Origin of the sequence: Allopusillimonas soli, from assembly GCF_004153445.1 — a bacterium.
Classification (GTDB): Bacteria; Pseudomonadota; Gammaproteobacteria; order Burkholderiales; family Burkholderiaceae_B; genus Allopusillimonas; species Allopusillimonas soli.
Genome location: NZ_SDQC01000001.1, coordinates 1,101,044 through 1,124,293 on the forward strand (window position 1 = coordinate 1,101,044; position 23,250 = coordinate 1,124,293).

Below are 23,250 nucleotides of genomic sequence, written 5' to 3' on the forward strand. Positions count from 1 at the left end.
GGAGACACCGTGAAAATTATCAAGTATCTATTAATGACTGCGTCCATGACGTTAGCGATGTACGCTCACGCATCATCCGATTCATACCCGGAACACCCCATCCGGACAATCGTACCGTTCGCTCCAGGAGGCAATGCCGACGTTACTGCGCGCCTAGTCACAGATGCATTATCCAAAAAACTAGGGCAGCCTTTTGTCATCGAGAATAAAAGCGGGGCTGGTGGGCTTGTCGGTGGTACAGCCGTAGCTCGTGCCAAGCCCGATGGCTATACCATTATGTCTGGCACCGGAGGGCCTATTTTTGCTAGCGCAGTCGTTGCAGGTACCCGTGCACCTTACACTTTACGGGACCTCGCTCCTATTGGTCGAATTAGTACGGTCCCTCTTCTTCTGGTAGTAAACAGTAAGTCTCCTTATTCAACCTTCGATCAGTTTGCTGCGTCGAGTAAAAAACGTTCAGGAAAGCTCAGTGTAGGGCACGCGGGTCACGCCACCACAAACCACGTGTCGGTATTACAACTGCAGAAAGCCTTAAAGACTACCTTCATTGTCACTCCATATAAGGGCTCTTCTCCAGCGATACAAGATCTTATAGGCAACCAAATCGATGCGGTTTCCGCTGAAGCCACTGCCTGCCTGCAATATGTTAAATCAGGGCAGCTGCGAGCACTGGCTATCATTGGAAGCAAGCGTTTGCCTTCTCTACCCAACGTTCCAACTATGAGTGAATTGAAAATTCAGGGTGTCAACGTCACCACGTTCGCGGGTATGATGGCCCCAGCGCATACCCCTCAGAACGTTATAAATCAGCTTTCTCAAGCTCTTTCCGAGGTTCTGCATGACGCTGACTTTATCGACCACCTGGAGCGCTTGGGCGGCGTCCCGGCTTACCTACCACCAGTCAAATTTTCGGCATTTCTGGTTGGTGAAAAAAATAAATATACGCGGCTGGTAGAAGAAGGCCTGATAGAGGTTAAATAATGAGGGCATTGTGCAGACCTAGCGATACTGCCACCTTCATGGCGTCAATTGGGAAGCTCCTAATTCGATATCGCATAGCAGCGAGGTCGGGCAGCATAGAATGCGAAGACACGCTGTCATTGCCAGAGCCTATACAGTATGCATGCTTTGACCCGGATTCACATATTTTGTACACGGCTTGCAGTGATGGTGAGCCCGGGTGCTGTGGTAGTCGGCATATGCTAATAGCGCTACATGTCGGCTTAAATCGCATTCATCAAATCGGTCAGCCCGTATCACTGCCTGGGCGTCCAATACATATTTGCCACGATGCAATTAAGCGCATTCTTCTCGTATCCTACGATGGAACTGTAAAGCTCAGTATTCACAGCCTAGCCAAGAACGGGACCATTCAAGGAATGATTGCCAAAGGGGGGCCTGCCGAGTGCAACTACCCCCATCAAGCAGCCATAGCACCCGATGGAGCAGGCTACGTATTGGTATGTCGCGGCTCGGATCCCGCAGGTGAGAAAGCCGAACAACCAGGAGGCCTATTCCCATTCAAGTTTGATGGGCATAAGATTCAATATGGATCGAAAATTTCTTCTAATGACGGTTACGGATTTGGACCACGCAACATCGTCTTTGGAAAAGCTGGGGATCACGCCTATGCCGTTCTGGAAAGGCAAAACCTTCTTCTTAGCTATAAAGTCAATGTTGGCGGTATTTCGGCTGCACCATTGAAAACTCAGCCGACCACATTCTGGCCCGCCACAAATTTACCTCAGATAGCAGGCGCAGTCCGTCTGCATCCAAGCGGCAAATTCTTGTATGTTGCGAATCGTACACATCGCACTCGGGGCGGGGACGCTATTACTGACATCAGTTCCGGCGCAAATACTATTTCCGCCTATAGCCTCGACCCGATTACGGGCATACCAACATTCTTGAAGGAGCAGGAAACGGGTGGAATCCATCCGCGCACTATCTCCATCAGCGACGATGGGCAACTACTGGTAGCAGCACACGTTCGCAAAGCATTCTTCCAACACGGAGGGTCATGTATAGAAATACCTGCAAGCATCGCCGTATTCAGAGTCCATGAAAACGGCCATATCGCACCTATAAAAATTACACACGTCGATATCGGCCGGGACTTGTTGTTTTGGTCATCCTTTATAGGCTGGAACCGACAAGCGGGAAGCAACCATAATGATTAAAAGAACATTACTTCTGACGATTGGATAATAAGCAGGAACATATATATGCTGGGCATCATCTCACAAAAAAAATTGAGCAACGCTAATCCTCACAACGATCACCGAAATCTCCCTCGGCCTCTGCGCAAAATTCTGTGCTTAAACGACTTTGAAAATGCGGCATGCCGACGTCTGCCACGTCCGATATTTGGCTATGTCAGTGGAGCAGTTGAAGACGGACGCTCTTTGTTGGCCAACTTTGCTGCCTTTGATCAATGGGCTTTAGTGCCGCGCGTTCTAATCAACGTTTCTGCACGCAACCAAGCTACAGAACTACTCGGGCGAACCTACGCGCACCCTTTCGGCATTGCCCCTATGGGAATCAGCGCGCTATCAGCCTATGAGGGGGATCTTGTCCTTGCGCGAGCAGCAGAGCAAAGAAATATTCCGATGATTATGAGTGGAGCATCACTTATTAAAATGGAGGAGATTGCACAGAGCGCTCCACAAAGTGCCTGGTTTCAGGCCTATGTCCCTGGCGAGATGGACCAGATTGCACTGCTTGTAAAGCGCGTCAAAAAGGCCGGCTTCTCCACACTTGTTTTGACGGTGGATACTGCAACTCTCGCCAATCGTGAGAACAATGTCCGGGCTGGCTTTTCCTCTCCTCTACGCCCAAGCTTGCGGCTTGGTTGGGACGGGGTTTCGCGGCCAAGGTGGTTGCTGGGAACTTTGGCACGAACACTACTTACCCGAGGCCTGCCACACTTCGAAAATTCGGGTGCTGACCGTGGCGTTCCCGTTATTGCACGTAAAGCCGTACGACAGTTCGGGCATCGAGATCATCTTTGCTGGGAGCACGTGAGAAATATACGCGACCTGTGGCCCGGAAAACTGATTCTGAAAGGAATATTGTCGGCCAATGATGCGAAACTTGCGAGTGAGCATGGCGTGGATGGCATTATTGTGTCCAACCATGGAGGGCGCCAACTTGACGGTGCCGCGGCTCCCCTTAAGGTTCTGCCAGAAATTATTGAGAAAAAAGGTAACATGGCTGTCATGCTGGACAGCGGGTTTCGACGAGGCACAGATATCATGAAAGCGTTGAGCCTAGGGGCTGACTTTGTATTTATCGGACGCCCATTCTTGTATGCAGCTGCAGTTGCCGGAGAGGTGGGAGTCAACCATGCTGTTCAACTCCTCGCTGACGAAATACACAGAAACATGGCACTACTCGGCATTTCTTCCCTGGCAGAGCTGAATCAAGATTTCCTTATAACGACATAAGATCCATATCGCGCATGGACCGGGCCCCAAGCTTAGATCAGTGATTCCTCTGAAGAGTCAAATGATACCGATCAATCAGCCGCAATATCCTGCGAGCCACTTTGTTGGCGACGCAGCAGTGTGTAGAAGGAGGCCCCGTCCTGCCCAGTCGATTGATTACACTAAGACTTGATAGAAAGTAGGCCAGAAGAACACGCATACTCATGGAGCGATTGGGCATGAGGCATCAAAAATGGCTGGGCATTGCTGTACTGCTGATGGGTTGTTCCGCTACGCTGCATTCGCAGATCACGCATGAAATCCAAGTTCGACGCCACGTCAATGATTTTCTTCAAACTCGAGAAATCGCGGTATGGAGCATTCGCTCCCGTTCCGACACTCAAAACAATCTTTGGCCCTCAGGCCTCACTTTGAACGCGCGGGTAACTCAACATCACGACGGAACGCAACAACGTTTCCTGATGCTACGCAAGGATGAAATTTCCACAGAAGAAAACCCGACGGCCATATACAATCAAGTGCGTCGTCGCCAAGCACAGCTTCGGCGGCAATGCAGCACGATGACGCTGGTGCAGGACGGACACAATCTTGAGCTTCCTGTGCATGGCATTACGGTGCGTGCGCTTACCAACGCCGATAGGATGCCCACGGCACCTACCGATTACACCTCCGATCCCGTCGAATCCATGGTGAGCAAAAACACCTCGGACGCATTCATCATCTCTACGATGGTCCAAGCTCGCATTGACCCGAATGTATGGCGTGGTCTCGCATCGGCGCAAACTCTGGACTATGAACTATGCGGTGAAATGGCCAGCGCCACTAGTGCTGAACGGAAAGGCTTTCAGGAGCTCATCGCCCGGGAAGACCTTCTGCGCGGCGATGCTTCGCGCGGGGTGCGCTGACGAGATCGTTGTCGCCGGCTCCGCTCGCCGACCAAGCACCTTTACATTGCTATGTCCACTAGCTCGACCCGGCGGTTCTTTGCGCGCCCTTGTTCAGTACGGTTGGATGCGATAGGCGAAGCCATTCCCACTCCCAGCGGCGTCATTCTTCCGGCTTTTATCCCATAATCCTGGGTCAGCGCCCTGACGATGGAGTGAGCACGCCTCATGGAAAGATCATGGTTGTACTCCAGACCGCCTTGTGCGTCGGTGTGTCCGACGATCAGGACGCGAAGCGAGGGATTGCTTTTCAGCAGTTCGGCGATTTCCTCCAACTGAGGCTTGGAGTCTGCACGCATGATGTCCTTGTCCACATCGAACAAGATTCCATATAGGGCAACTCGGCCCTCGCTAGCCAGATCGCCACCCAGTTCCTCCGCCTGGAGCACAACCATGCGGTTTTCCATGGGCTTTAACTCCATCACATCAACCTGAATCAGGCTTCGGTTGCGATCGGGGCCGCCGCCGGACTTATTGAGTACAGCATAGAGGCTGACATAGACGTCGCCTTCAGAACGCTCCAAACGCGCAAGTGTGTATTGTTGGTCGGCGTAATACTCGCCGAACCCAAGATAATAGTGGCGCGGCGACATGGCGTGGTTGAAGTTGCGCCCGCCGCACTCGGCCTGAGAGCACGAGAAAAGCACAGAAAACCCACCTTCTACCAGTGCTGCCTGATAGTTTCTAGCCACTTCGAGCGCGGAGCGATTCTCGGGCGCCCGATAAGTGATGGAAAAATGCTTGCCTTCGAGTTTGAGCACAGCGTCAGGATTCTTTTCCAGTGCGCCCGCCTTGATCGCTGCACGGGCAAATGCTTTCTGCGTATACGCCTGAGCCTCGTAGGCGATTATCTCGGAGCCCTCATACCTGGGAACCAACGGGTGATCTGCACTGCCTTGAATATCCCCGCTGAACGCAGGCATCGACACCATCATGAAGATAGAGGTGACAAAGGCGAACAACCAACTCTTGGACTCAATATTCATAGCGCCCCCGCTTTCCGGTTATGGTTTGATGAACAGCCCATGTTGTTTCACGATAAAGTTTCGTCACAAAACCCATGATCGTCAAGCTAAGAATCCGGTAGAGCGCACGTGGAACCAGCAGCGGCAAGCTCGACCAGTGTTTGGCTTGCCGCATTAAATGTCACCGCCCAAACGGTTCGCTGCACCTCCGTCCACCCGCCCCGCTCCGCATAGATCACGATTCCAATTCTCCAGGCGCGGATCGAACCGTGCTCGATAAGTGGGATCGGCACAGTCGCCAAATGCGGCATGGGCAGGGACGGCACAGCATAACAACAACATCACCGCTGCCAGAGATCGGACCCAACCAGCTTGCCCACCCCACAATCGCCGCATAGTTCCTTCCGCCCGAACAGATCAAGGCCGATTGCCCAGTTCAGAATCTCATCATGAAATTAGCCACGGCGCCGTGCTGCTGGACACCCGATCCAAATTGGCCAGCGTAAGACAGGCCGACCATGGCGCTGTCCGTTACGTTCAGGCCGAGCCCGGCACTGATGACGGCCGCGTTCTTCGCAATCGGCACTCCGGCAATCTCGAATGTGTCCGAGTCGACGAAAGTGTGCCTGGAAAGCGGTGTGGTATCACCGAATGCGTGCCTCCATCCGAGCAGGCCGCGCACTTTGGCCGGCATACTACCCATCGTGAAGTCAGCCGAGGCTCTAACGCCCAGGGTGGTAAAAGTGGTTTCAGTCGTTTCGCTGCGACCCGACAACGCGGTGGTCCCGCCCCTCTCGGTAAAGCTATCCGTATGCAGATTTGCGTAGCCCAGATTGGCAAAAGGCTCCATGGCAACCACACCAGTATCAATGCGGTAGCCGAGTTCACCAAAGGCCTGAATGGTGCGCGCGTGGTAGTCGCTGCGCAGGTGCTCCGATAACCCTGAAAAAGCTGCGGTACGCCTGGTGCCGATGTCGTGCCAGCTATGTGCCAAGCCGGCACGCAAGCGAATCTTGTCCCATTGGGCACCGCCGTACAGCGCCAGGTGATACGTGTCGCTGGAACCTGACGATGACCGGGCGTTCACGTCGAAAGAGGTATGGCTGTAGCCGGCCAGCGCGCCCAGCCTCCAGTGCTCGGAGACCAAGCGGTCAGTGCCCAGAAAGAAGCCTCTGGTGGCCGCGTCCAGGCCCCCGGCATTACCGTCGCCATCGAAATCGCCCCACGAACCGAAGGGCCGAATCCAGACCGCGTTTGTACCTGAATCCGACATTGAGGGCACAGCAACGCCACCCTCCCGGCCTGATGCCGGTGCGGCGTTCCAGGCCATGTGCAGCCTGTCGTAGACGGCGTCGCGCAAAAAATGGCTATCTTCAAGCAGCGCGGATTTCGCTGAGGCGTGGATTTCCCCCGAGAGCGCGTCGAACGCTGAACGTGCCGAATCCGCGTCCAGGACGATGAAGGCGTCCCACAGCGGGACGCCAGGCCCCACCGAGTCGATTCCCTCGGCGGTGGCGGCTTGGTTGGGCGTCCAGGCGGCGCTGGACAAGGGCGCGCTGCGTGTCAGTGTAAGGAAAACGTTATTGGCGTCGTAGCTCAGTTCGGGCGTCAGAAAGGCAAACCCGGAAGCCATCGCGGCCTCGTCAAAGGTGCCACTCACGCCTGCGCCCGCCGTCAAGATCGTGTAGTCCCTATCCAGCGAGAATCCATCCAGGGGAACGGCATTGACCATGCCTCCTTCAATCGACGCGGCGCCCCATACATCAATCAGGTCGCTGTTTCCGGCCGAGTCAAGCTCGACCTCGTAGGTTGAGCCTGCTCGTTGCGTGTAGTTTCCGGCGACGGCAAGCGTGCCGATGGAATTTCCTGGCGCTACGGTGCCCGCCACGGACGTATTGCCGCTAACCGTGCCGCCGCCGCCCAGCCAGCCGCCGGCATGAACGTTAACGCCGCCCGCAGTAAGCACCCCATTGACGAGTAGTACGCCGCTCGATCCAGCCTGATCGGCTATCGTGACCAAGCGACTGGCGTTGACGACGGAGTCGGCTCCGATGTTCAGGCTGCCGCTACCTTCTTGACCGACGACAAGGTCGCCGGTGATCGTCCAAGCGGTGCCGGGCCCCACCAGCCTGGCCACCCCGTCGGAACCTGTCTCTGTGCCCACGGTACTGTCACCGCTACGCACCTGCGCGCCATCTTCGATCGACAAGACACCAATGCCCCGCAAGCCGACATGCAACTCGCCGGCATTGTCCCAAATTGAGCCGGACCCGGAGACCGTGACCTGGCCTTGCGAGCCGTCCCAGGTTGCAATGGTGGTGTAGGGCGCGCCCTGAACGATGCCTCCATTTTCAATGTGCAAAAAACCTTTGCCCCAGAATCCCACCGAAAACTGGTCGGCGTTGTGCCACTGGGAGCCAGGCCCCGTCACCATCGCCGCTCCCACCGCAGTGCCGGCATCGCCGACCCGCACCTGGGAGGTGCTGACTACCCGCCCGCCCTCGGCAATGGTCAGCGTACCCGCTCCTTGATCGCCGGCTAGCAAGAAGCCATTGGTAGTCCAGGTCGAGCCGCTGCCGGTAACCAGGGCAGCTCCCTTAGCGCCTTCGTAGCGGCCGATGGCGCTTCTGCCAGCGTTGACCGAAGCGCCGTCCGCTACGGTCAGGTCGCCCTTGCCGGACTCTCCCACCAACACAACACCGGTGTTGATCCAACTGGAACCCGCGCCGCTGACGACGATCGCGCCGTCGGCGCTCTCCTCGGCGCCGATATAGGTATCGCCACTGGCTAGTGCCGCACCGTCCTGGACATCAAGCCTGCCCACACCCCTGAGTCCCACATAAAGCCGGTTGTGATTGATCCAGGATGAACCTGCACCCGACACCGTAACCGTGTTGTCAAAGCTGGAGTCCACGCCGATCGCGGCCGTGTCGCTTGCAAGCATACCGCCGTTGTTGACCTCGATCTGGCTCAATCCCAGTCCGCCGATGCCCAAAAACCCTGACGTGTTCCACCTGGCACGGCCTCCGGAGATACGGACGGAACCAACCGAACGTTCGCCGTACGCCAGATGAGCACTATCGCTGTTCAGTGTTGCGTCTGCCAGTCCACCATAAATTTCCAGGAGGCCGATATCTCGCTCGGACGGAGCAATATCAAGGTCTTTGACGTAACCGGCGGCATTATTCAAATGCGGCGGGCTTGGGTGAGGCAGACCGATGACGGCGTTGCGCGCGGCATCCGGTACTCCCAAGCTCCAATTTCCAGGATCGTTCCAGTCGTTTGAAATACCACCTATCCAGGTGGTCGTCTGCGCAAAAGAGGAAGTCATCGCCGTCAACGTGAGCACAGCTAAAAGTACGGAAAGAAGCCTGGCCACCGAGCCTTTCCGCCAAACGATATCGTACCCAGCCTCTCGTCTGTATTTTTGTTTGTTATGCTTAATCACCCTATCTCTTCCTTTTTACTTACCCGCCCAATATATCGGGCCAAGTGTATGAAGGATGGGCGCGCAGCACATCGACCATTTGGTCGAGAACCTGGCGGCGTCGGACACTTTGCTGCCTTTACAGTGCTATTCGTGATATTTCACTCGAAGGCGGGGGATATGCGAGCAGTTAGGTAAACAATGAACTGCCAAATCCTACGCAAAAGCGCAGCCTGCATTTTCATCGCGATAGCAGCGCACGCTTTTACTTGGGGCAGTACATATGGAACAACCGATAGAGTACGTATTTTCTACGCGTGATGTCGCTTGCGTAGAACGGCGCGCCTATTGGTGTGAGGAAGTGTCGGAGCTGTGGAGTGCTACCACTTTTGAATGGCTCACTGACGACCCGAGCCATGGGAGCATCGTCATGCACGCATATGCGGGCTCCATGTCCGCCGAGTGCGTCAATGCCTCTGCAAGAATCTCGCGTCCAAAGCGCCTGATCGAACAGGCGCCCGATTGCTATAACCTTGTACTTCATCTTGACGGACAAGGCCTTTATCATCAGGCTGGCCGCGAAATAACGGCAACCAAAGGCGACCTGGTCTTGATGGAGGCGACCGAGCCCTTTGAAATGATGCTTTCCAGCCATCATGTCCGTTCCTGGGCGGTACCAAGAGTGGTATTGGAACCCTTGCTGGCTGACCCGTCGTGCGCCGTCAACGCCTTCATCCCTGGAGGCTCCATTCTGGGTGGCGTGCTCATGTCCTATCTTGGCATGCTCTGGAACAGTTTCGGACACGGCGATGCCAAGATGGCAGCCGCGTTGGACAGTCACCTTTACTATCTTGTCGCCACTGCCCTCGGTGGCAAACGCTCGGAGCTAGATGATCATTGGGAAAGATGCGCTCAAGCCGCTCCCGAAAAAAAGCACACTACAATTGATCCAGCCACCGAGCTAGCCAGACGGGCATGGGTACTGCAAGAGCGCTATGGATTGACCCGAACCGAGGCCGCGTTCGCACTGGAGATCGTTAAGGGCGATGGCCGTATTGCCGCGGCGAAACGCCGAGGGATAACCGACTCTACCGCGCACTCACACCTGAATAGCATCTTTGAAAAGACGGGCGCTCGCCGGCAGGCTGAACTCGTACGGATGATGTTCGAATCATGGATCAGCGGCTGACCCATTGAGCAAAATAAATTTCCTTATTCAGGAGACGATACAGCTATAACTAGACATGAAAATGATTATATCGAATGGACAGGTATACCGTACTTTAGAGCACGTACGCCTACGTCAAATACCTTGGCATAAAAGAGAACAGATTTTCCAACAGCTTCAAGAAAAAGGATTGTTGGCGTGCGTCTCTCAAACGATTGTCTCAATGCCTGAACGGGCCGGTATCAATATCGCAACGCTAACGGAATTGGGTAGAGCGGAATTGTCACGCCTGATGGATTGCCCGCCAGACGAAATTTGGTCGATCGGAGAAGACTTGCCATGACGTGATCGGATTGCCATCGACGAAAAGGGAAATCAATATTCTTGCGTATATTGCCGTTTGGATACTTTGCTTTCTTTCTTCCATTTCCATTCTCCGTAGACAAGAAACTGCCATCTTCTTGCTGTACGTGAAAACAGGGCAAGGTCATTCTCCCGTGTCGGCGATGAGGCTTAGTGACTCGATTCCTCTCACGGCGCATACTTCATCATTCTCTGAAGTGTCGCCACTGATTCCGATGGATCCCATGACGGCCCCCGTCATGGCGCGGATCAATACCCCACCGGGTGTCGGAACGATATTGCCATTTGCCATGTCGGAGACTGCATTGAAGAATGGAGGATTGGCCCTGGCACGTCGAGCTAGCTCACGGCCGCCAAATCCCATCCCGAGTACTCCCCATGCTTTTGCAATCGCAATCTGTGGCCGCAACAGGCTGGAGCCGTCAGCACGATGTATGAGCACGATGCATCCACCCGCATCCAGGACGGCAATTGTAAGCGGCGCCAGTTGCAGTGTTTGTCCGTGCTTCATCGCCACGTCTGCTAGTTTGTGGGCTTGCTCGAGCGTGATTGTAATCATGGTGCAACTCCTGTTTTCTTTGCAAAACCGCAGCGCGGGGCAAAAAGATCGCGTACTTACTACCAATAAAAAAACGACGGCCAGCATTGTCGTAGCCTTGTTAACCGTCGCGGTACGATGTATTTGCTTAAGCTATACGCAAACGATCCAAAGCGTCTTGGTCAATCACGACCCCCAGGCCGGAGCCGCTGGGCAAATCAACCCGTCCATTTGCCACCATCAGCGGATCTTTCACGATATCCTCAGCCAGGTAGACATGGGACAGACTAACCCCCCATTCTATCGAAGGCATGACGCATGAAATCTGCACAATGGCAGCCGAGGCAATGCTGGTTTCGGCAATCTTGGCTGCCATGATGGCTTTGAGTCCTAACTGCTCGCTAACGGCCGCCGCCTTCAGGCACTCGCCAAGGCCACCCAACTTATTCAATTTAAAGGTAACGCCATCCACGCCAAGCCCTGCCTGCTGAACGATATCATCGATGGTATGGACGCTTTGGTCCGCGCACAACGGCACTGGCGATTCGTGCGCCAACGTCTTTAACGCTGCCTGCGCATCCGGTGCGAACGGCTGCTCTAAAAACTCCAGATTCACATCCTGAGTACGGGATAGATACCGCCGTGCTGACGCCAAAGAAAACCCGGCGTTTGCATCCGCACATAGTTTTATATCTGGCCCAAGCTCAGCCCGCATCGCATTTGACATTTCAATTTCTTCATCCACTGGCCTGACACCGATTTTGAGCTTGAATAAGCGGTAGCCTTCTCTGGATTTTTGTCGCGCCCTCTCGATGTCTTCCGCTATCGCCCCACCCCCCAGCAACCACATGGGTTCGACATAATCACGGACAAGCCCTCCCAACAACATAGCCATGGGAACCTGCAGAGACCGCGCCACTAGGTCAATCAAGGCCATCTCCAATGCCGACGTGGCCCCCGGCGCTCCCTGCACTCTCGTCCTGACCGTTCGCATTAGCGCTAGCCGCAGGCGTGCATCGCGTCCAACGACATATTGCGCCATATGATCGCGAACAATGGCCACCATGCCTTGCCATGTTTCACCGGTCAAGCTGGGGGCCGACGCAGCCTCTCCCCATCCGACTACCCCATCGTTGGATTCCATACGCACGACCAAGCTTTCGACCTTGTCAAACGTCTTATGCGCCATCTTGATCGGATAAGACAGCGGAACAGCTACGGCAAAAGCCTCCACTTTTTTGATGACAATGGATGCAGCGCTGCGCACAGCAGCTGCCGACCGGCAACTATCATGACCCATAAGAAATCCTACTCTTGAGTTGGTGGCGTCAGTCTTCGAATCGTGAGACAGATGCCCAAGCTACGATTCCGTACCCGGAAATACATGGCAATTGTCGCGGGAAATCACTAAGTGAACGGTATCCCCACGCGCAAAGCTCGGATTAATGGGGCCATCGGCATGCACTGATATCCCGCCCACTGACACGGTATAGTCGATACGATCACCGAGAAAGGACGCTGACGCTATCTGCCCTTCAAAGGTATTTTCTGTCGACGCAAGAATACTGTCGTCAAATCCAATGGACAGATGACTAGCTCTGAAAGCCACCGTCGCCATCGTCCCTACATGGGCGGGTTCTTCACTACACCAACGACCTGCCAATGACATGACTTCTGACACCCGGACGGTAACGCTGTCCCCAGGACGATAGGCAGCTTGGACCACTTCGCCTTGCAGATTATTAGCACAGCCCAGAAAGCGGGCAGAAAACGGTGTTGCGGGATTTTGAAATACCTCTTTCGGTGCGCCTAATCGATCCACCAGGCCATTTCTCATCACGATAATTTGGTCGGAGAGGGATAGCGCCTCTTGTTGGTCGTGCGTAACGAAAATGGCGGTAAAGTTCAGTTCTGCCTGCAGACGCTGCAGTTCGGCGCGCATGCGATCCCGCAAATTCGCGTCCAAGTTGGAGAGCGGCTCATCGAACAGCACCAACTGTGGCTCAAAGACCAAAGCCCTGGCCAGCGCCACGCGCTGCTGCTGCCCTCCACTCAACTGCGACGCCGAGCGATCATATAAGTCCCCTAACCCTACCAAATCCAAAATACGAGCGACGCGCTCACGAACTTGTGTACGTGATAGGCGCTTGATTTTCAGAGGAAAACCTACATTCCCTCCCACTGTCATATGCGGCCATATGGCGTACGATTGAAACACCATACCAATGCCTCGCTTTTCCGGCTCCACTGATACGCCGCTGGCATGATCGAACATCGTCCTGCCAGCAATCGATATTCGACCGTGGGTCGGCGTCTCCAAACCAGCGATGCATCGCAATGTGGTCGTTTTGCCGCAGCCGCTTGGCCCGAGCAGCGTCAAAGTCTTACCAGCGACAACATCAAAGCTGATGCTTTTTACGGCCTGAACATCGCCGTACGATTTGCCTAGCTCCTGCACTCGCACAACCAGAGGTTCCCCTGCCATGCCATCTTGCGTGTGTGGGATCACCGCTTTTTGCGATGCCGCATATCTACTCTCGATGGTCGCGATAGCCATCAAAACCCTCCAACTAGATTATTTATATTGCCTGCTAGACAGCTAAAAGGCGCGACCTGGAAAAATCCAGTTTGGCTAGCCATCGTATCAACACAACACACAGCAACAACAACACCGTCTGCAGAATACCGAACGCCCCCGAAACACCGTAAGGTTCGTACTCCATGATCTGGATCAGCGCCATCGTCATGGTCTCTGTCCCATAGGTGTACAGGATCATGGAAGCGCTGACTTCACGGATAAAGGTGACGAACAATAGAATCCAGGTCGATACCATTCCGGGAGCTATCAGTGGGATCACAATACGCATCATGGCCTGGCGCCAGTTGGCCCCGGACATGCGTGCCGATTCATCCAGTTCACGCGAAACCGCCTGAACTAGCGACTCCATGTTTCTTACTCCCGTGGGCAGATAGTGCACGATATAAGCAATCATGATGAGCCATATCGTGCCGTAAAGCGGCGTGGAAATAAATGCCATCAAAAATGCCACCCCTAGTACAATCCCAGGCAACGCTACCGGCACCATCGCTAAAAAGGCAATGCCGCGTCGCATGGGTAATCGGGTCCTATGTAGGATTAAAGCCAGCAGGCCGCAAAAAGCGACTGCGATGGTGGCCCCTATGACGGAAATAAATAGGCTGTTGAACAACCCCCGGCGCGCCACATCCTCAAGAAACAGGACCTTTCGGTAATTTTCGAGCGTCATACGTCCCCATTCGAACACGCCCGTCCACGTATTCTGCAAGGACACCAGTAAAAGCGCTAGTAGCGGAGCGAGTACCAGAAGGAGGTATACGCTGTTGAGCGCAAACCCCGCCCAACGCCAGCCACCCAGCTTTAAAAGACCGGGCCGATATGCCTTGCCGGTGACGGTAATGAAGGCCTTGCCCCGCAAAAGATAAAGTTGCAGTGCGATTAGGCTGGCCGTAAACGCAAACAAGGCCAAGCTAAGTACGGCAGCCTCACCGTAATCCGCCGGATAATCGCCAACCGCTCGAAAAATCAGGGTGGACAAGGTATCGACACGCCCCGGGGCACCCAGTACCAACGGTACGCCAAAGATGCCCGCACAAGTGACGAACACGAGCAAGCTGGCGGAAAAGATCGCAGGTGCCGAAAGCGGCAGAGTCACACGAAATGCAGTACGAAGCACCGAGGCCCCTGACATGCGCGCCGCCTCTTCCAGCGAAGGATCCATGCTCTGCAAGCTACCTAGGGTGAACAGATAGATGTAGGGAGCATAAAACAGGCCAAGGACAAATGATATGCCGCCGACCGAATAAATATTGAGTATCGCCTGAGGTCCCAAAATATCCGACAGAAAAACATTCAACAGGCCCGTTCTGGGCGCTAATATTACTTGCCAGCTCAACGCCCCGACTATGCTGGACAGATAAAACGGGATCATGTTCAGCGGATCAAAAAACCCTTTGCCAGGCATATCCGTGCGTGCCACCAGCCAAGCTAACGCCACTCCGATGAATGCTGCAATGATGACGGACACCAGGCTAATCAGAAAAGTGTTTCCCAACGCACGGATGACTTCCGAATCAGAAAAAACCCGTATAAAAGAAGTGGTCAGACTGATGTCGGTGCCCGAAAATGGCTCGGTAAAAATGATAACTACGGGGTAAAGGATGACAACGGCCAGCGTAACGTAAATGATCGCAATGGCTGGCCCACGCCGCAACACGTCGCCAGATAACATCACGCGAGACGACCAGAGAGAAGCTGTCATTGGTATTCCTATTCCCTATGGTAAATCGATGAGAGCAATGAAATAGCTGCGCCTCGGCCCGGCGGGCGCAGCATTTTGGCGGATCAATTTGTTCCGATACCAATATTTTTCAGAGTCGCTCTGGTCTTTTCTATGGCCTCTGCAGAACCATCCTTGTCCCAATCCATCTCTACCTGCTTAACATCTTCCCAGGCAGGGAAGAGCACGGGATCGGGAGTCTTAATGCCTGGACGGCCAAAAAATTCTACAGCACCCGATTTCACAATCGTTTGTACGCCATGTTCGCTGCGAATAAAGTCGATAAAAAGCCTGGATGTATTGGGGTGCGGTGCGCGTTTCAGAATGACCGGCGTATCCGGAATCATCATGATTCCCTCTTTGGGGAAGGCCAGCCGTACTTCAACCCCCTGATCCTTTAGAATTTTGGCGTGCTTGCCATGACCCATCAGCATGATGGGAAACTCTCCCGACGCCACCCACGCGCGCCCCTCCGCGACCTTGTTGAACAGAACCGGATCCACGTTTTTCTTTAGCTCCTTGAACCAATCTTCTCCCATGGACTTCAGATTACTTTGCGCAGCCTGAGCGAAAGAAAACGACGAGTAGGGGTTGCCCATGGAAACCATGCCCTTAAGGCGCGGATCGAGAAAATCATTCCAGCTAGTAGGATTAAAATCCTCAATGCCACGCTTAGCCAGCGCCGCAACGTTATACATGGGCTGATAGGTACGAGCGTCAGCAACCCAGTATCCCTCCAGCGACATACCGGCATCGTTCGATAACGTGTATTCCTTATAATAAGGTGAATCGTATTCAAGCAACTCGCCCTGATGGTATAAATCTTTCATCCAGGACCATCCGGCAACCCATAGGACATCAAAGCTCACGCGGTTCGCCTTTATTTGCTGACTGACTTGGGCGGACAGTATCCCTGAATTCAAGAACGAATATTCAATACGAAGTTTGTCCAGGCCATAGTAACGTTTGAATTCCGCTCCTATGGCCTTAGCCTCTGCCGGCTCTATGAATGCGCCCGACCAGTTCAACTGGCCTTCTTCGCGCGCTTGCGTGATCAAGGTTGCGACTCTCTGCTTTTCAGCAGAATCGGCCGCGGCCTGCAGCGCGGGAATATCCTCTTGCAGAATCTGCGTGGCATTCACTGCACTCGCGCAAATGGGCAGATATGCCACACATGCCGAAGCCAGCACAACCCCCCTCAACAGAAAGTTCATTACAGTCTCCTCGGCTTCCCGATTATTTGTATATAAAGACACTACGACCACAATGGGTGACGCAAGATACCGATGTGCCACCCGCTACACCATGAACAACAATGATTACTACCGATACTTCTTAGGTATATCCAGCCCAAAGACTCGAGCAGCATTGAGCCCCAGAATGTTTCTCTTGCTCTCCTCATCCAGAAAAGGGAGATCCGTCACCGTGGACGGCAAGTCGAAATCCCAATGCGGCCAGTCCGATGCATAAAGCAGCTGCGTCTTCGCATTGATGGCCTCCATGGTCATTTCAAGCAGCCGCATATTGGTAGTCTCCATTGGCTGCAACGAATAGAACATTTCTCTTATGTAATCGCTAGGTAAGCGCTTAAGAAGCGGCGCTTCGGATACCCTCATCAAATATTCATGGTCCAAACGCTGCATCAGGAACGGCAGCCAAGCCAGGCCACTTTCTATCCAGATTACCTTTAGCTTGGGAAACCGCTCCGGCAAGCCGTTCACAATCCAGTTCGTCATGTGCACCAGGTTGCTAAGTACGAAGCTCAGAGCATGCACGGAAATAAAGCGATTGAGGTGCCGTGTATATTCGTTGTGCCAGTTGTGGTGGGCATGGAAGCCGATCGGCATACCAGCCTCCTCAAGCATGGCATAAAGGCGCATGTACTCATTGGCGTGCACCGGCTGATAGCGCGTGCTAGTCACCAAAAACCCCACAACCCCTTTGGCCCCCAGGAAGCGCTTGACCATATCTTCTGCAGCTTTGGGCGTATTGAACGGCAAGTAGAGGAGCGCCTTCATACGCGGCTCGTGAGGAAGGATTCGTTCCACAATCCAGCGGTTATAGGCAATGGCCAGTTCGACCTCAAGCTCACGCACCGGGTGCATCCCCAGCGACAGCAACACGCTGGGAAAAAATACTTGATAATCCAGCCCCAAATTGTGCATCGCCTTGCGCGCCAAAGTTACCACGCGCGGCACAGAAGTATCGCTGACGCTCTCTTGTAGTTGAGAACCATGAGGAATACGCCCACCAACGTGTTGAAACTGCAATCCGGGCGTGCCGTTTAACAACGCTCCTTTGCCAGTACCCCCGCCGAAGAAAAAGGCGCTCTCTCGGGTTGCTTCGTTTTCCACCATGGAAAGCACTTCGGGCCATGAATCTCGATCACCGATGTGAGAATCGACATCCACGATAAAATACTTGTCCAGTTCGCGCTCATCGGCCTGCTGTCGTGCGCGTGCCAGGATATCATTGGAATCCGCCTTGGCATCGATGACAGGCAACTCGGAAACTGATGCTGCTTGATGGTTACTTTTCAAGTTCATCCGTTGCTCCGATCAATCATTTCATCCTCACGCGGCCGGGAGGCCCACATAGAAAGGTCAAAAAGGCTAAGGTCAACAGAACGCAGCAATTCGGTCGCCACGACCGCCACATCGGTTACCGTCAGGCCGCTGTCGTCTCTGACCGGAGAAAAATATCGATTTTCAGTGTCCATCTTATTGGCATAAAGGCGCACGGCGGCAGCCAGTAGTTGCTGTATCGCAAGCTCCGACACAACGTTTCCGCGACCTTCCGCCAGCAGCTTCCTTGTGCTAACCCACAGACGCTGCGCGTCATCCTCAAAACAGGTGACGGGTTCCGTGACAGTTTCAGTCGTCAATTGAGACATAGATTTTTCCCTCCCTCACCTGATGGGGTTGTGGTATCAGGTGCAAATCCGCAGCTCCCGCATATCGGCCGGTGCGAACATCAAATTCGTAGCCATGCCAAGGACAAATGATATTCAACGACCCCTCTATGAAATGCACTCCAAGGCTTCTGTGCTGGTCGTCCAAGCGCTCTTCAACCGCTCGCATTAGTTTGCCCTGACAGACTGGGCCACCCTGATGCGGGCATGTATTGCGCCAAGCATAAATTTGGTCATCAATCCGGAAGATACCCACCTGTACGCCCTCAACCGAGAATATCTTTCGCCCCCTTTCCGGAATCTCATCAAAATCTGCGAGCAGTATTTCTTTCATTGCCTCTCCGTAGCATGCCGGTTTTATAAGAATTTCTGAGGTATCACCCACTACATGTCAAAGTCTATGGACTATTCATGATATGTTCAAATACTATGTTGCTATTCGACTGATAGAAATTCCGTATGACAAAGCCAGCAGCAACCCAGGAGCAACTTGACTAAGATCTAGACAATTCAGAATCTTTACCACTCGCCACAGCACTCAAGCTTTTACCGACGTGCTCTTACGCTATATATCCACACGTTAGCCGGAGGCTCATATTCTAGATATAGATACAACCAGCTTGCGGTTCTTTGTTCGTGTTGCTGAGTTAGGTAATCTCACCCATGCAGCAGAAACGCTGCATATTACCCAGCCTTCATTGACACGGCGTATTCACCAGCTTGAGGAGGACCTTGGAGTAAGGCTTTTTGTGCGCGTTAACCGCGGAATGCGTTTAACTGAGGCGGGTCGACTACTGGTGGAAGGCGCCCAAGGCATCTTCAGCGAAATCGAGCGGGTTCGCGACATGGTGGCGGCGCACGAGGCAGCCCCCCGAGGCACCGTCATCGTCGGTATTACACCGACACTGTGCCCGGTTGTGCTGCCCGAACTTGTCGCGCGTATGGAGGCCTACCCCAAAATCGAACTGAAAATAGAACAGCGCGGCAGCCCTATGCTGCCTGAACGACTGCTTGCTGGCTCCATAGACTTAGCCGTCATGGCCGACATGACCCGTAGCCGCTTGTTGGAACGGGCCAACGTCGCTCAGGAAGAAATGGTGCTGGTTACCAGTGGCTCGCAGCAGCGAGACAACATCATAGAATGGGGGGAGTTGGTGCGCGTCCCACTGGTGTTAACACAAACAATACAGATCATCATGAAGCGCCTGACCATATCACGCAACCAAGAACTCAAGGTTTCGATGGTGATGAACAGCCTGGAGGCTTTGCGCGTGTTGGTTCAGGAGGGCCGCTGCGCGACGATCCTGCCCTACTCCTTTGCACGACGAGAATACAAGATGGGGCTATTTGGCATCCGCCGGATTAAGGATGAGAACATGAAACGTCAACTCATCGTCGCTCGGTCTAAAGGGCGACAGACAACTTTAGCCGTCGAGCAAGTTTCCAACTTATGCAAACAGATATTCTTTGATCTGGATCGCAACGGCTACTTCACCATCAAGTAGACGGTAGTCCGCAAGACGGAACGAGGTGACGCGGCGTAAGCCTCCTCGCTGACTGGATGACGGTCGGTAGAGTTTCGAAGTCTCTGGGATGCGAAGCCTCATGTGATGAAAAATAGATATACAAAACGCGAGTCCGTAGCAGTATTGAAGTAAGGTGAAACCAGTCTTTCCGAAGTAGCGTTGTGTCACAAGAACGGGGCACCAGGGCAGCCATCTACTACAACTGGAAGAGCAAGTATTTCCGCGCCGAAGTCTCCAAGATGAGTCTGCTAGACCGACCACGCCAACCATTGGATCTGGCGACGGAACCCAAGCGCTGTTGGGCACTGAGCTTCATGCATGACACCTTGTATTGAGCACGACGGTTCCGAACACTGAATATGATCGGCGAAGCAAACTGGGAATGCCTGACGCTTACATTTGAGTAGCTTGACTGCCACCAACTGTGGCTCGCACTGAAAGCGCAATCGTCGTGCCTGTTTGGATCATGGGGCTGCTGAGGCGATCCCTTGGTGGGGTTCGTGCGATCTTTCCTAACCTCTTCCCATTGTTTGAAGAGGAACGATACACGGCCATTGGTCGTGAATAGAACGGGCCCTTGCTTCCGGGAGTATCCGTATTTTTTTGGGTTAATCATCAACAATGGCCCTGTTAATGCTCCCGAAAGGCAAATTGTTGAGAGACCTCATTAATGCGATACAGCTTTGAGACGGAATGCTATCTCCCCAACACCCCTACTGCGCCAGCCTTCTCCATGATATTCCCTTCACATACAAAGGTAGGCTCATTGATAGGCACGCGCAGGGCTTCGTCGACTACGTCTGATAATGTTGCACCGATTGGTTTGATCCCAGCCGACTCACAAGCTGCGATAATTGCCGCAAGCGAGCGATTTAGCCGACCACATGTTGCGTCAGTAGGTTCACAATAGTCATAATGATTGTGAGATACTACGTTAATAACAGGAACACTAGGCGCTCTATCCATAACCTGGTTGACAATATTTTTGGCGATTGACTCATAGCTTACCCCGTACTGTGTTTCCCAGTCCGTGTCCGGGCGAGGATCCGGGTGCATCCGTCGGCCAATCCGGCCTTCCAGGGAAACTGAAAAATCCGCGGATAATGGCATATTGACGAAATCGAGGCTGCCAGGCAATTGACGGAAACTTGCATGAGCACGATGGGGATCTGGCTCAGTGCCAGTCCATACAGCTTGCATTTCTGGCATCATCCGCCCTGGGGCGGAACAAGATCCTCCTCGGAATCCCATGTCGTTCAGAACCCGGAAAATGGCATCGTTAGCGGAAAAGGTGCCTGGTCTGAAGTACTGCGGCCATTCCCCCAATGCCTCCTGCCACAGCGCACCTGCTTCAGCAAGCAGCATCCTTTGCTCATTCTCGGATAGACCACCATAGTGAGCCATATAGCGCTGACCATCATGGCGCCACATGGAATATTTCCAGGCATGGATATGAAGCCCTAGGCACGCGCCTTGTGACCGCAGCTTATCGAACATACGTGCCTGGGCAAGCGCGGCCTCGGGATGAATAAAGAATGTAACGGGAAATCCATAGCTTGCAGCAATCTTCGCGTACCCGCGCACAGCCCGCTCCCCCAGCTCCCAGTTAGCTGGCCCGGTTGCAGTAGGATGCGTTGTCGCCGTCGTAGGCTCAACGTCCATAGTTATGACAACCTTAATGCTCTTCATGTTATCTCCCGCAATTGTAATTACTGCGCTTTTGCTCCAGAAATGGCGACAATGTGCTCGTTCTTCTTGAGCTCTTCCTGCCAGAACGTTTTAAACTCCATTGGCGTCATTTCGGGCTTAAGCTCGGAGCCATTCTTTAGAAAGTAGGATGCGACTTTTGGACTTTCCATAACTGCATTAATCTCCTTATTAAGTCGCCGTACCATAGTGTCTGGAAGCCCCTTCGGGCCCGCCACGCCGCCCCAAAAAGCGTAGTACACCCCCTTCACCCCTGCCTCAGCAAAAGTAGGGACGTCTGGAAGGGCAGAAAGGCGTTCCTTCGACGCCACTGCTAATGCACGCAACCGTCCGGAACGCACATGGCCGAGTTGATTTCCCGTATCGACTGACAGGTCAACTTGCCCGCCCATCAGCGCCGCAATGGCGGGAGCCGCGCCCTGGTATGGCACATGTACCATATCTAAGCCAGCACTCTCGGCAAATAGAGCTGCGGCCAAATGGCTCGACGCGCCCACACCACCACTAGCATAAGAGAGGGCACCAGGCTTCGCTTTGGCTGCATCAATGACGTCTTGCACGCTGTGGTAAGGCGAGTCGCTGCGCACAAATAGAATATTGGGTGCTTGCGCCACGAAAGCTATGGGTGTGAAATCATCCAGCGGCTTGAACTGAAGCTCCTTGAATAGGAATGGCGCCGTGGCGTTGGTTGCACCTGTCGCCATGATCAGCGTACATCCGTCCGGTTTTGCCGCATTCACGAAACTGCTGGTGCCAACAACGCCTCCCGCGCCCGCCTTATTTATAACAACGATTTGTTTTCCTAGCCGCTCTCCAAGTGGCTGCGCGATCATGCGTGCCTGCGTATCAGTTCCTCCCCCAGCTGCCCACGGTACGACCAATTCGATTGCCGGTTTTGCACATAGGTCTGTCTGGGCCAATGCAGGTATGGGCGACAGAATCGTTGAAAAGAAGAGACTTATGCTTGTCGGCCACAAACCGAGCTTGACTTGATTCATCTGGATCTCCTTCCACTTTGTGTCATAAACAGCGCCTCACTACTGACACATGATGGCTTTATATTATGTCGATTGTCGACAATAGTCAGAATACCAAATTAATAGTATTTTGTCGATTCATTGATCAGATATTGAAAAGCATGAATAATTTAAGAACGCGCACTTCCGCAACTAGCGCACTGCAAAACCCTCATGCGGTAGGGCGCAGCGCGCGATCTTTGCCCACGCTGGTGGCAGAAAGGCTGCTGCAGGCAATCTTGGAAGGACGACTAAAGCCCGGAGAGCGTCTGCAGGAAATCTTCTTAGCAGACGAACACGCCGTCAGCCGCGCTACGATAAGAGAAGCCTTAGCGCAATTAGAACGTGGCCACTTTGTTGAACGCCTGCCTCGTTATGGTGCCCGTGTAGCAGAGGTTGACACCGACGATATCCACGAGTTATATGCTTTACGTGCTGTTTTGCTGGGCTTGGCGTCCGAGCGAGCAGCCCGTTTGGCTAATGATAATGAATTGCAGCAATTCGATGCCGCGGTAAAAGCATTGGAACAAGAAGCTGCGGCCGGCGTAGACGCCGAGTGCTATACCGAGCATGTTTTGAAGGTTCAAGAAGCCTTAATTTTAATGGCCCAGGGCAAGTGGATAAATCTAATGTACGAATCCATCTCTAATCAAGCGCTCTGGCATGCGTTGGTGCGAAACAAAGGATCAGCGTTCTCTTCGGTTGATCGCCGTCTCGCGTCTGCCCGCGACTGGCGAACCCTGGCTAATGCGCTTGTTCGTCGAGACTCTACTGCCAGCGAGAATGCTGCACGAGCATTAATTCACGCGTCTTGCCAATTTGTTCTCCAACAATACAAAAGGGATCATGGCGTCTCCAGAGATAAGCTAGATTACCGAACTTAATAACTCGTGAAATCACCTGAAGCATGAAAGAATGCGGGC

General features: G+C 53.6%; 19 protein-coding genes. 7 read left to right on the plus strand and 12 right to left on the minus strand.

Features of this window, described 5'->3' with window-relative positions:
* Positions 1–9 precede the first annotated feature (9 nt).
* From ERD78_RS05175 to ERD78_RS05190, 4 genes are all read left to right on the plus strand, one after another.
* Positions 10–981: a Bug family tripartite tricarboxylate transporter substrate binding protein gene (locus tag ERD78_RS05175; RefSeq protein ID WP_129968154.1), complete on the plus strand. Its 972-nt coding sequence runs from the start codon at positions 10–12 to the stop codon at positions 979–981.
* Between the two features lie 38 nt (positions 982–1,019).
* Positions 1,020–2,180, plus strand: a complete 1,161-nt coding sequence (locus ERD78_RS05180; protein ID WP_245152352.1) for a lactonase family protein — start codon at positions 1,020–1,022, stop codon at positions 2,178–2,180.
* A 45-nt stretch (positions 2,181–2,225) separates the two neighbouring features.
* Positions 2,226–3,446 (plus strand): alpha-hydroxy acid oxidase, encoded by a 1,221-nt coding sequence (locus ERD78_RS05185; RefSeq protein WP_129968156.1) that lies wholly within the window; start codon positions 2,226–2,228, stop codon positions 3,444–3,446.
* A 218-nt stretch (positions 3,447–3,664) separates the two neighbouring features.
* Complete coding sequence (locus tag ERD78_RS05190; protein ID WP_129968157.1) at positions 3,665–4,351, plus strand: hypothetical protein; 687 nt, start codon at positions 3,665–3,667, stop codon at positions 4,349–4,351.
* 41 nt (positions 4,352–4,392) lie between these two features.
* Here the strand turns inward: ERD78_RS05190 and ERD78_RS05195 are convergent, their stop codons facing one another.
* A complete protein-coding gene (locus ERD78_RS05195; RefSeq protein WP_209019941.1) occupies positions 4,393–5,376 on the minus strand; it encodes an OmpA family protein in 984 nt (327 codons plus the stop codon).
* 415 nt (positions 5,377–5,791) lie between these two features.
* Entirely contained in the window at positions 5,792–8,686 is a 2,895-nt protein-coding gene (locus tag ERD78_RS05200) for an autotransporter outer membrane beta-barrel domain-containing protein (RefSeq protein ID WP_129968158.1), read from the minus strand.
* Between the two features lie 379 nt (positions 8,687–9,065).
* On the opposite strand from ERD78_RS05200, the gene ERD78_RS20155 reads away from it, so the two are divergent.
* On the plus strand, positions 9,066–9,971 hold the full coding sequence (locus ERD78_RS20155) for an AraC-like ligand-binding domain-containing protein (protein WP_129968159.1): 906 nt from the start codon (positions 9,066–9,068) through the stop codon (positions 9,969–9,971).
* Positions 9,972–10,437: 466 nt separating this feature from the next.
* Here the strand turns inward: ERD78_RS20155 and ERD78_RS05210 are convergent, their stop codons facing one another.
* The 8 genes from ERD78_RS05210 to ERD78_RS05245 form a co-directional block, all read right to left on the minus strand.
* The gene (locus tag ERD78_RS05210; RefSeq protein ID WP_129968160.1) at positions 10,438–10,872 is read right to left on the minus strand and encodes a GlcG/HbpS family heme-binding protein; all 435 of its coding nucleotides are present in this window, start codon (positions 10,870–10,872) and stop codon (positions 10,438–10,440) included.
* 127 nt (positions 10,873–10,999) lie between these two features.
* Positions 11,000–12,118, minus strand: coding sequence for a mandelate racemase/muconate lactonizing enzyme family protein (locus ERD78_RS05215; protein ID WP_167668846.1), 1,119 nt, complete (start codon positions 12,116–12,118; stop codon positions 11,000–11,002).
* Between the two features lie 93 nt (positions 12,119–12,211).
* Positions 12,212–13,408: an ABC transporter ATP-binding protein gene (locus tag ERD78_RS05220; RefSeq protein WP_129968162.1), complete on the minus strand. Its 1,197-nt coding sequence runs from the start codon at positions 13,406–13,408 to the stop codon at positions 12,212–12,214.
* A gap of 34 nt (positions 13,409–13,442) precedes the next feature.
* On the minus strand, positions 13,443–15,149 hold the full coding sequence (locus ERD78_RS05225) for an ABC transporter permease (protein ID WP_129968163.1): 1,707 nt from the start codon (positions 15,147–15,149) through the stop codon (positions 13,443–13,445).
* A gap of 83 nt (positions 15,150–15,232) precedes the next feature.
* Positions 15,233–16,381: an ABC transporter substrate-binding protein gene (locus ERD78_RS05230; protein WP_129968164.1), complete on the minus strand. Its 1,149-nt coding sequence runs from the start codon at positions 16,379–16,381 to the stop codon at positions 15,233–15,235.
* A gap of 108 nt (positions 16,382–16,489) precedes the next feature.
* On the minus strand, positions 16,490–17,713 hold the full coding sequence (locus ERD78_RS05235; RefSeq protein ID WP_129968165.1) for an amidohydrolase family protein: 1,224 nt from the start codon (positions 17,711–17,713) through the stop codon (positions 16,490–16,492).
* Positions 17,710–18,060 (minus strand): hypothetical protein, encoded by a 351-nt coding sequence (locus ERD78_RS05240; RefSeq protein ID WP_129968166.1) that lies wholly within the window; start codon positions 18,058–18,060, stop codon positions 17,710–17,712. Before ERD78_RS05240 ends, ERD78_RS05235 begins: the two co-directional genes overlap by 4 nt.
* Positions 18,041–18,412, minus strand: coding sequence for a Rieske (2Fe-2S) protein (locus ERD78_RS05245; protein ID WP_129968167.1), 372 nt, complete (start codon positions 18,410–18,412; stop codon positions 18,041–18,043). Before ERD78_RS05245 ends, ERD78_RS05240 begins: the two co-directional genes overlap by 20 nt.
* 286 nt (positions 18,413–18,698) lie before the next feature.
* Between ERD78_RS05245 and ERD78_RS05250 the strand changes: the two genes are divergently transcribed.
* On the plus strand, positions 18,699–19,583 hold the full coding sequence (locus tag ERD78_RS05250; protein ID WP_129968168.1) for a LysR family transcriptional regulator: 885 nt from the start codon (positions 18,699–18,701) through the stop codon (positions 19,581–19,583).
* A gap of 717 nt (positions 19,584–20,300) precedes the next feature.
* Here ERD78_RS05250 and ERD78_RS05255 read toward each other — a convergent pair.
* Positions 20,301–21,293 carry a polysaccharide deacetylase family protein gene (locus ERD78_RS05255; protein WP_129968169.1) on the minus strand — a complete coding sequence of 331 codons (993 nt, stop codon included), beginning with the start codon at positions 21,291–21,293 and terminating at the stop codon, positions 20,301–20,303.
* 20 nt (positions 21,294–21,313) lie between these two features.
* Positions 21,314–22,309, minus strand: a complete 996-nt coding sequence (locus ERD78_RS05260; RefSeq protein WP_129968170.1) for a Bug family tripartite tricarboxylate transporter substrate binding protein — start codon at positions 22,307–22,309, stop codon at positions 21,314–21,316.
* Between the two features lie 65 nt (positions 22,310–22,374).
* Between ERD78_RS05260 and ERD78_RS05265 the strand changes: the two genes are divergently transcribed.
* The gene (locus ERD78_RS05265; RefSeq protein ID WP_129968171.1) at positions 22,375–23,211 is read left to right on the plus strand and encodes a GntR family transcriptional regulator; all 837 of its coding nucleotides are present in this window, start codon (positions 22,375–22,377) and stop codon (positions 23,209–23,211) included.
* The last annotated feature ends 39 nt before the right edge of the window (positions 23,212–23,250 follow it).

Excerpts from the sequence above, each read along its gene's own strand:
- ERD78_RS05180 (WP_245152352.1), top strand. The coding sequence starts at position 1,020 with ATGGCGTCAATTGGGAAGCTCCTAATTCGATATCGCATAGCAGCGAGG.
- ERD78_RS05185 (WP_129968156.1), top strand. The coding sequence starts at position 2,226 with ATGCTGGGCATCATCTCACAAAAAAAATTGAGCAACGCTAATCCTCAC.
- ERD78_RS05190 (WP_129968157.1), top strand. The coding sequence starts at position 3,665 with ATGAGGCATCAAAAATGGCTGGGCATTGCTGTACTGCTGATGGGTTGT.
- ERD78_RS05195 (WP_209019941.1), bottom strand. The coding sequence starts at position 5,376 with ATGAATATTGAGTCCAAGAGTTGGTTGTTCGCCTTTGTCACCTCTATC.
- ERD78_RS05200 (WP_129968158.1), bottom strand. The coding sequence starts at position 8,686 with ATGACTTCCTCTTTTGCGCAGACGACCACCTGGATAGGTGGTATTTCA.
- ERD78_RS20155 (WP_129968159.1), top strand. The coding sequence starts at position 9,066 with ATGGAACAACCGATAGAGTACGTATTTTCTACGCGTGATGTCGCTTGC.
- ERD78_RS05210 (WP_129968160.1), bottom strand. The coding sequence starts at position 10,872 with ATGATTACAATCACGCTCGAGCAAGCCCACAAACTAGCAGACGTGGCG.
- ERD78_RS05220 (WP_129968162.1), bottom strand. The coding sequence starts at position 13,408 with ATGGCTATCGCGACCATCGAGAGTAGATATGCGGCATCGCAAAAAGCG.
- ERD78_RS05225 (WP_129968163.1), bottom strand. The coding sequence starts at position 15,149 with ATGACAGCTTCTCTCTGGTCGTCTCGCGTGATGTTATCTGGCGACGTG.
- ERD78_RS05230 (WP_129968164.1), bottom strand. The coding sequence starts at position 16,381 with ATGAACTTTCTGTTGAGGGGGGTTGTGCTGGCTTCGGCATGTGTGGCA.
- ERD78_RS05235 (WP_129968165.1), bottom strand. The coding sequence starts at position 17,713 with ATGAACTTGAAAAGTAACCATCAAGCAGCATCAGTTTCCGAGTTGCCT.
- ERD78_RS05240 (WP_129968166.1), bottom strand. The coding sequence starts at position 18,060 with ATGTCTCAATTGACGACTGAAACTGTCACGGAACCCGTCACCTGTTTT.
- ERD78_RS05245 (WP_129968167.1), bottom strand. The coding sequence starts at position 18,412 with ATGAAAGAAATACTGCTCGCAGATTTTGATGAGATTCCGGAAAGGGGG.
- ERD78_RS05255 (WP_129968169.1), bottom strand. The coding sequence starts at position 21,293 with ATGAAGAGCATTAAGGTTGTCATAACTATGGACGTTGAGCCTACGACG.
- ERD78_RS05260 (WP_129968170.1), bottom strand. The coding sequence starts at position 22,309 with ATGAATCAAGTCAAGCTCGGTTTGTGGCCGACAAGCATAAGTCTCTTC.
- ERD78_RS05265 (WP_129968171.1), top strand. The coding sequence starts at position 22,375 with ATGTCGATTGTCGACAATAGTCAGAATACCAAATTAATAGTATTTTGT.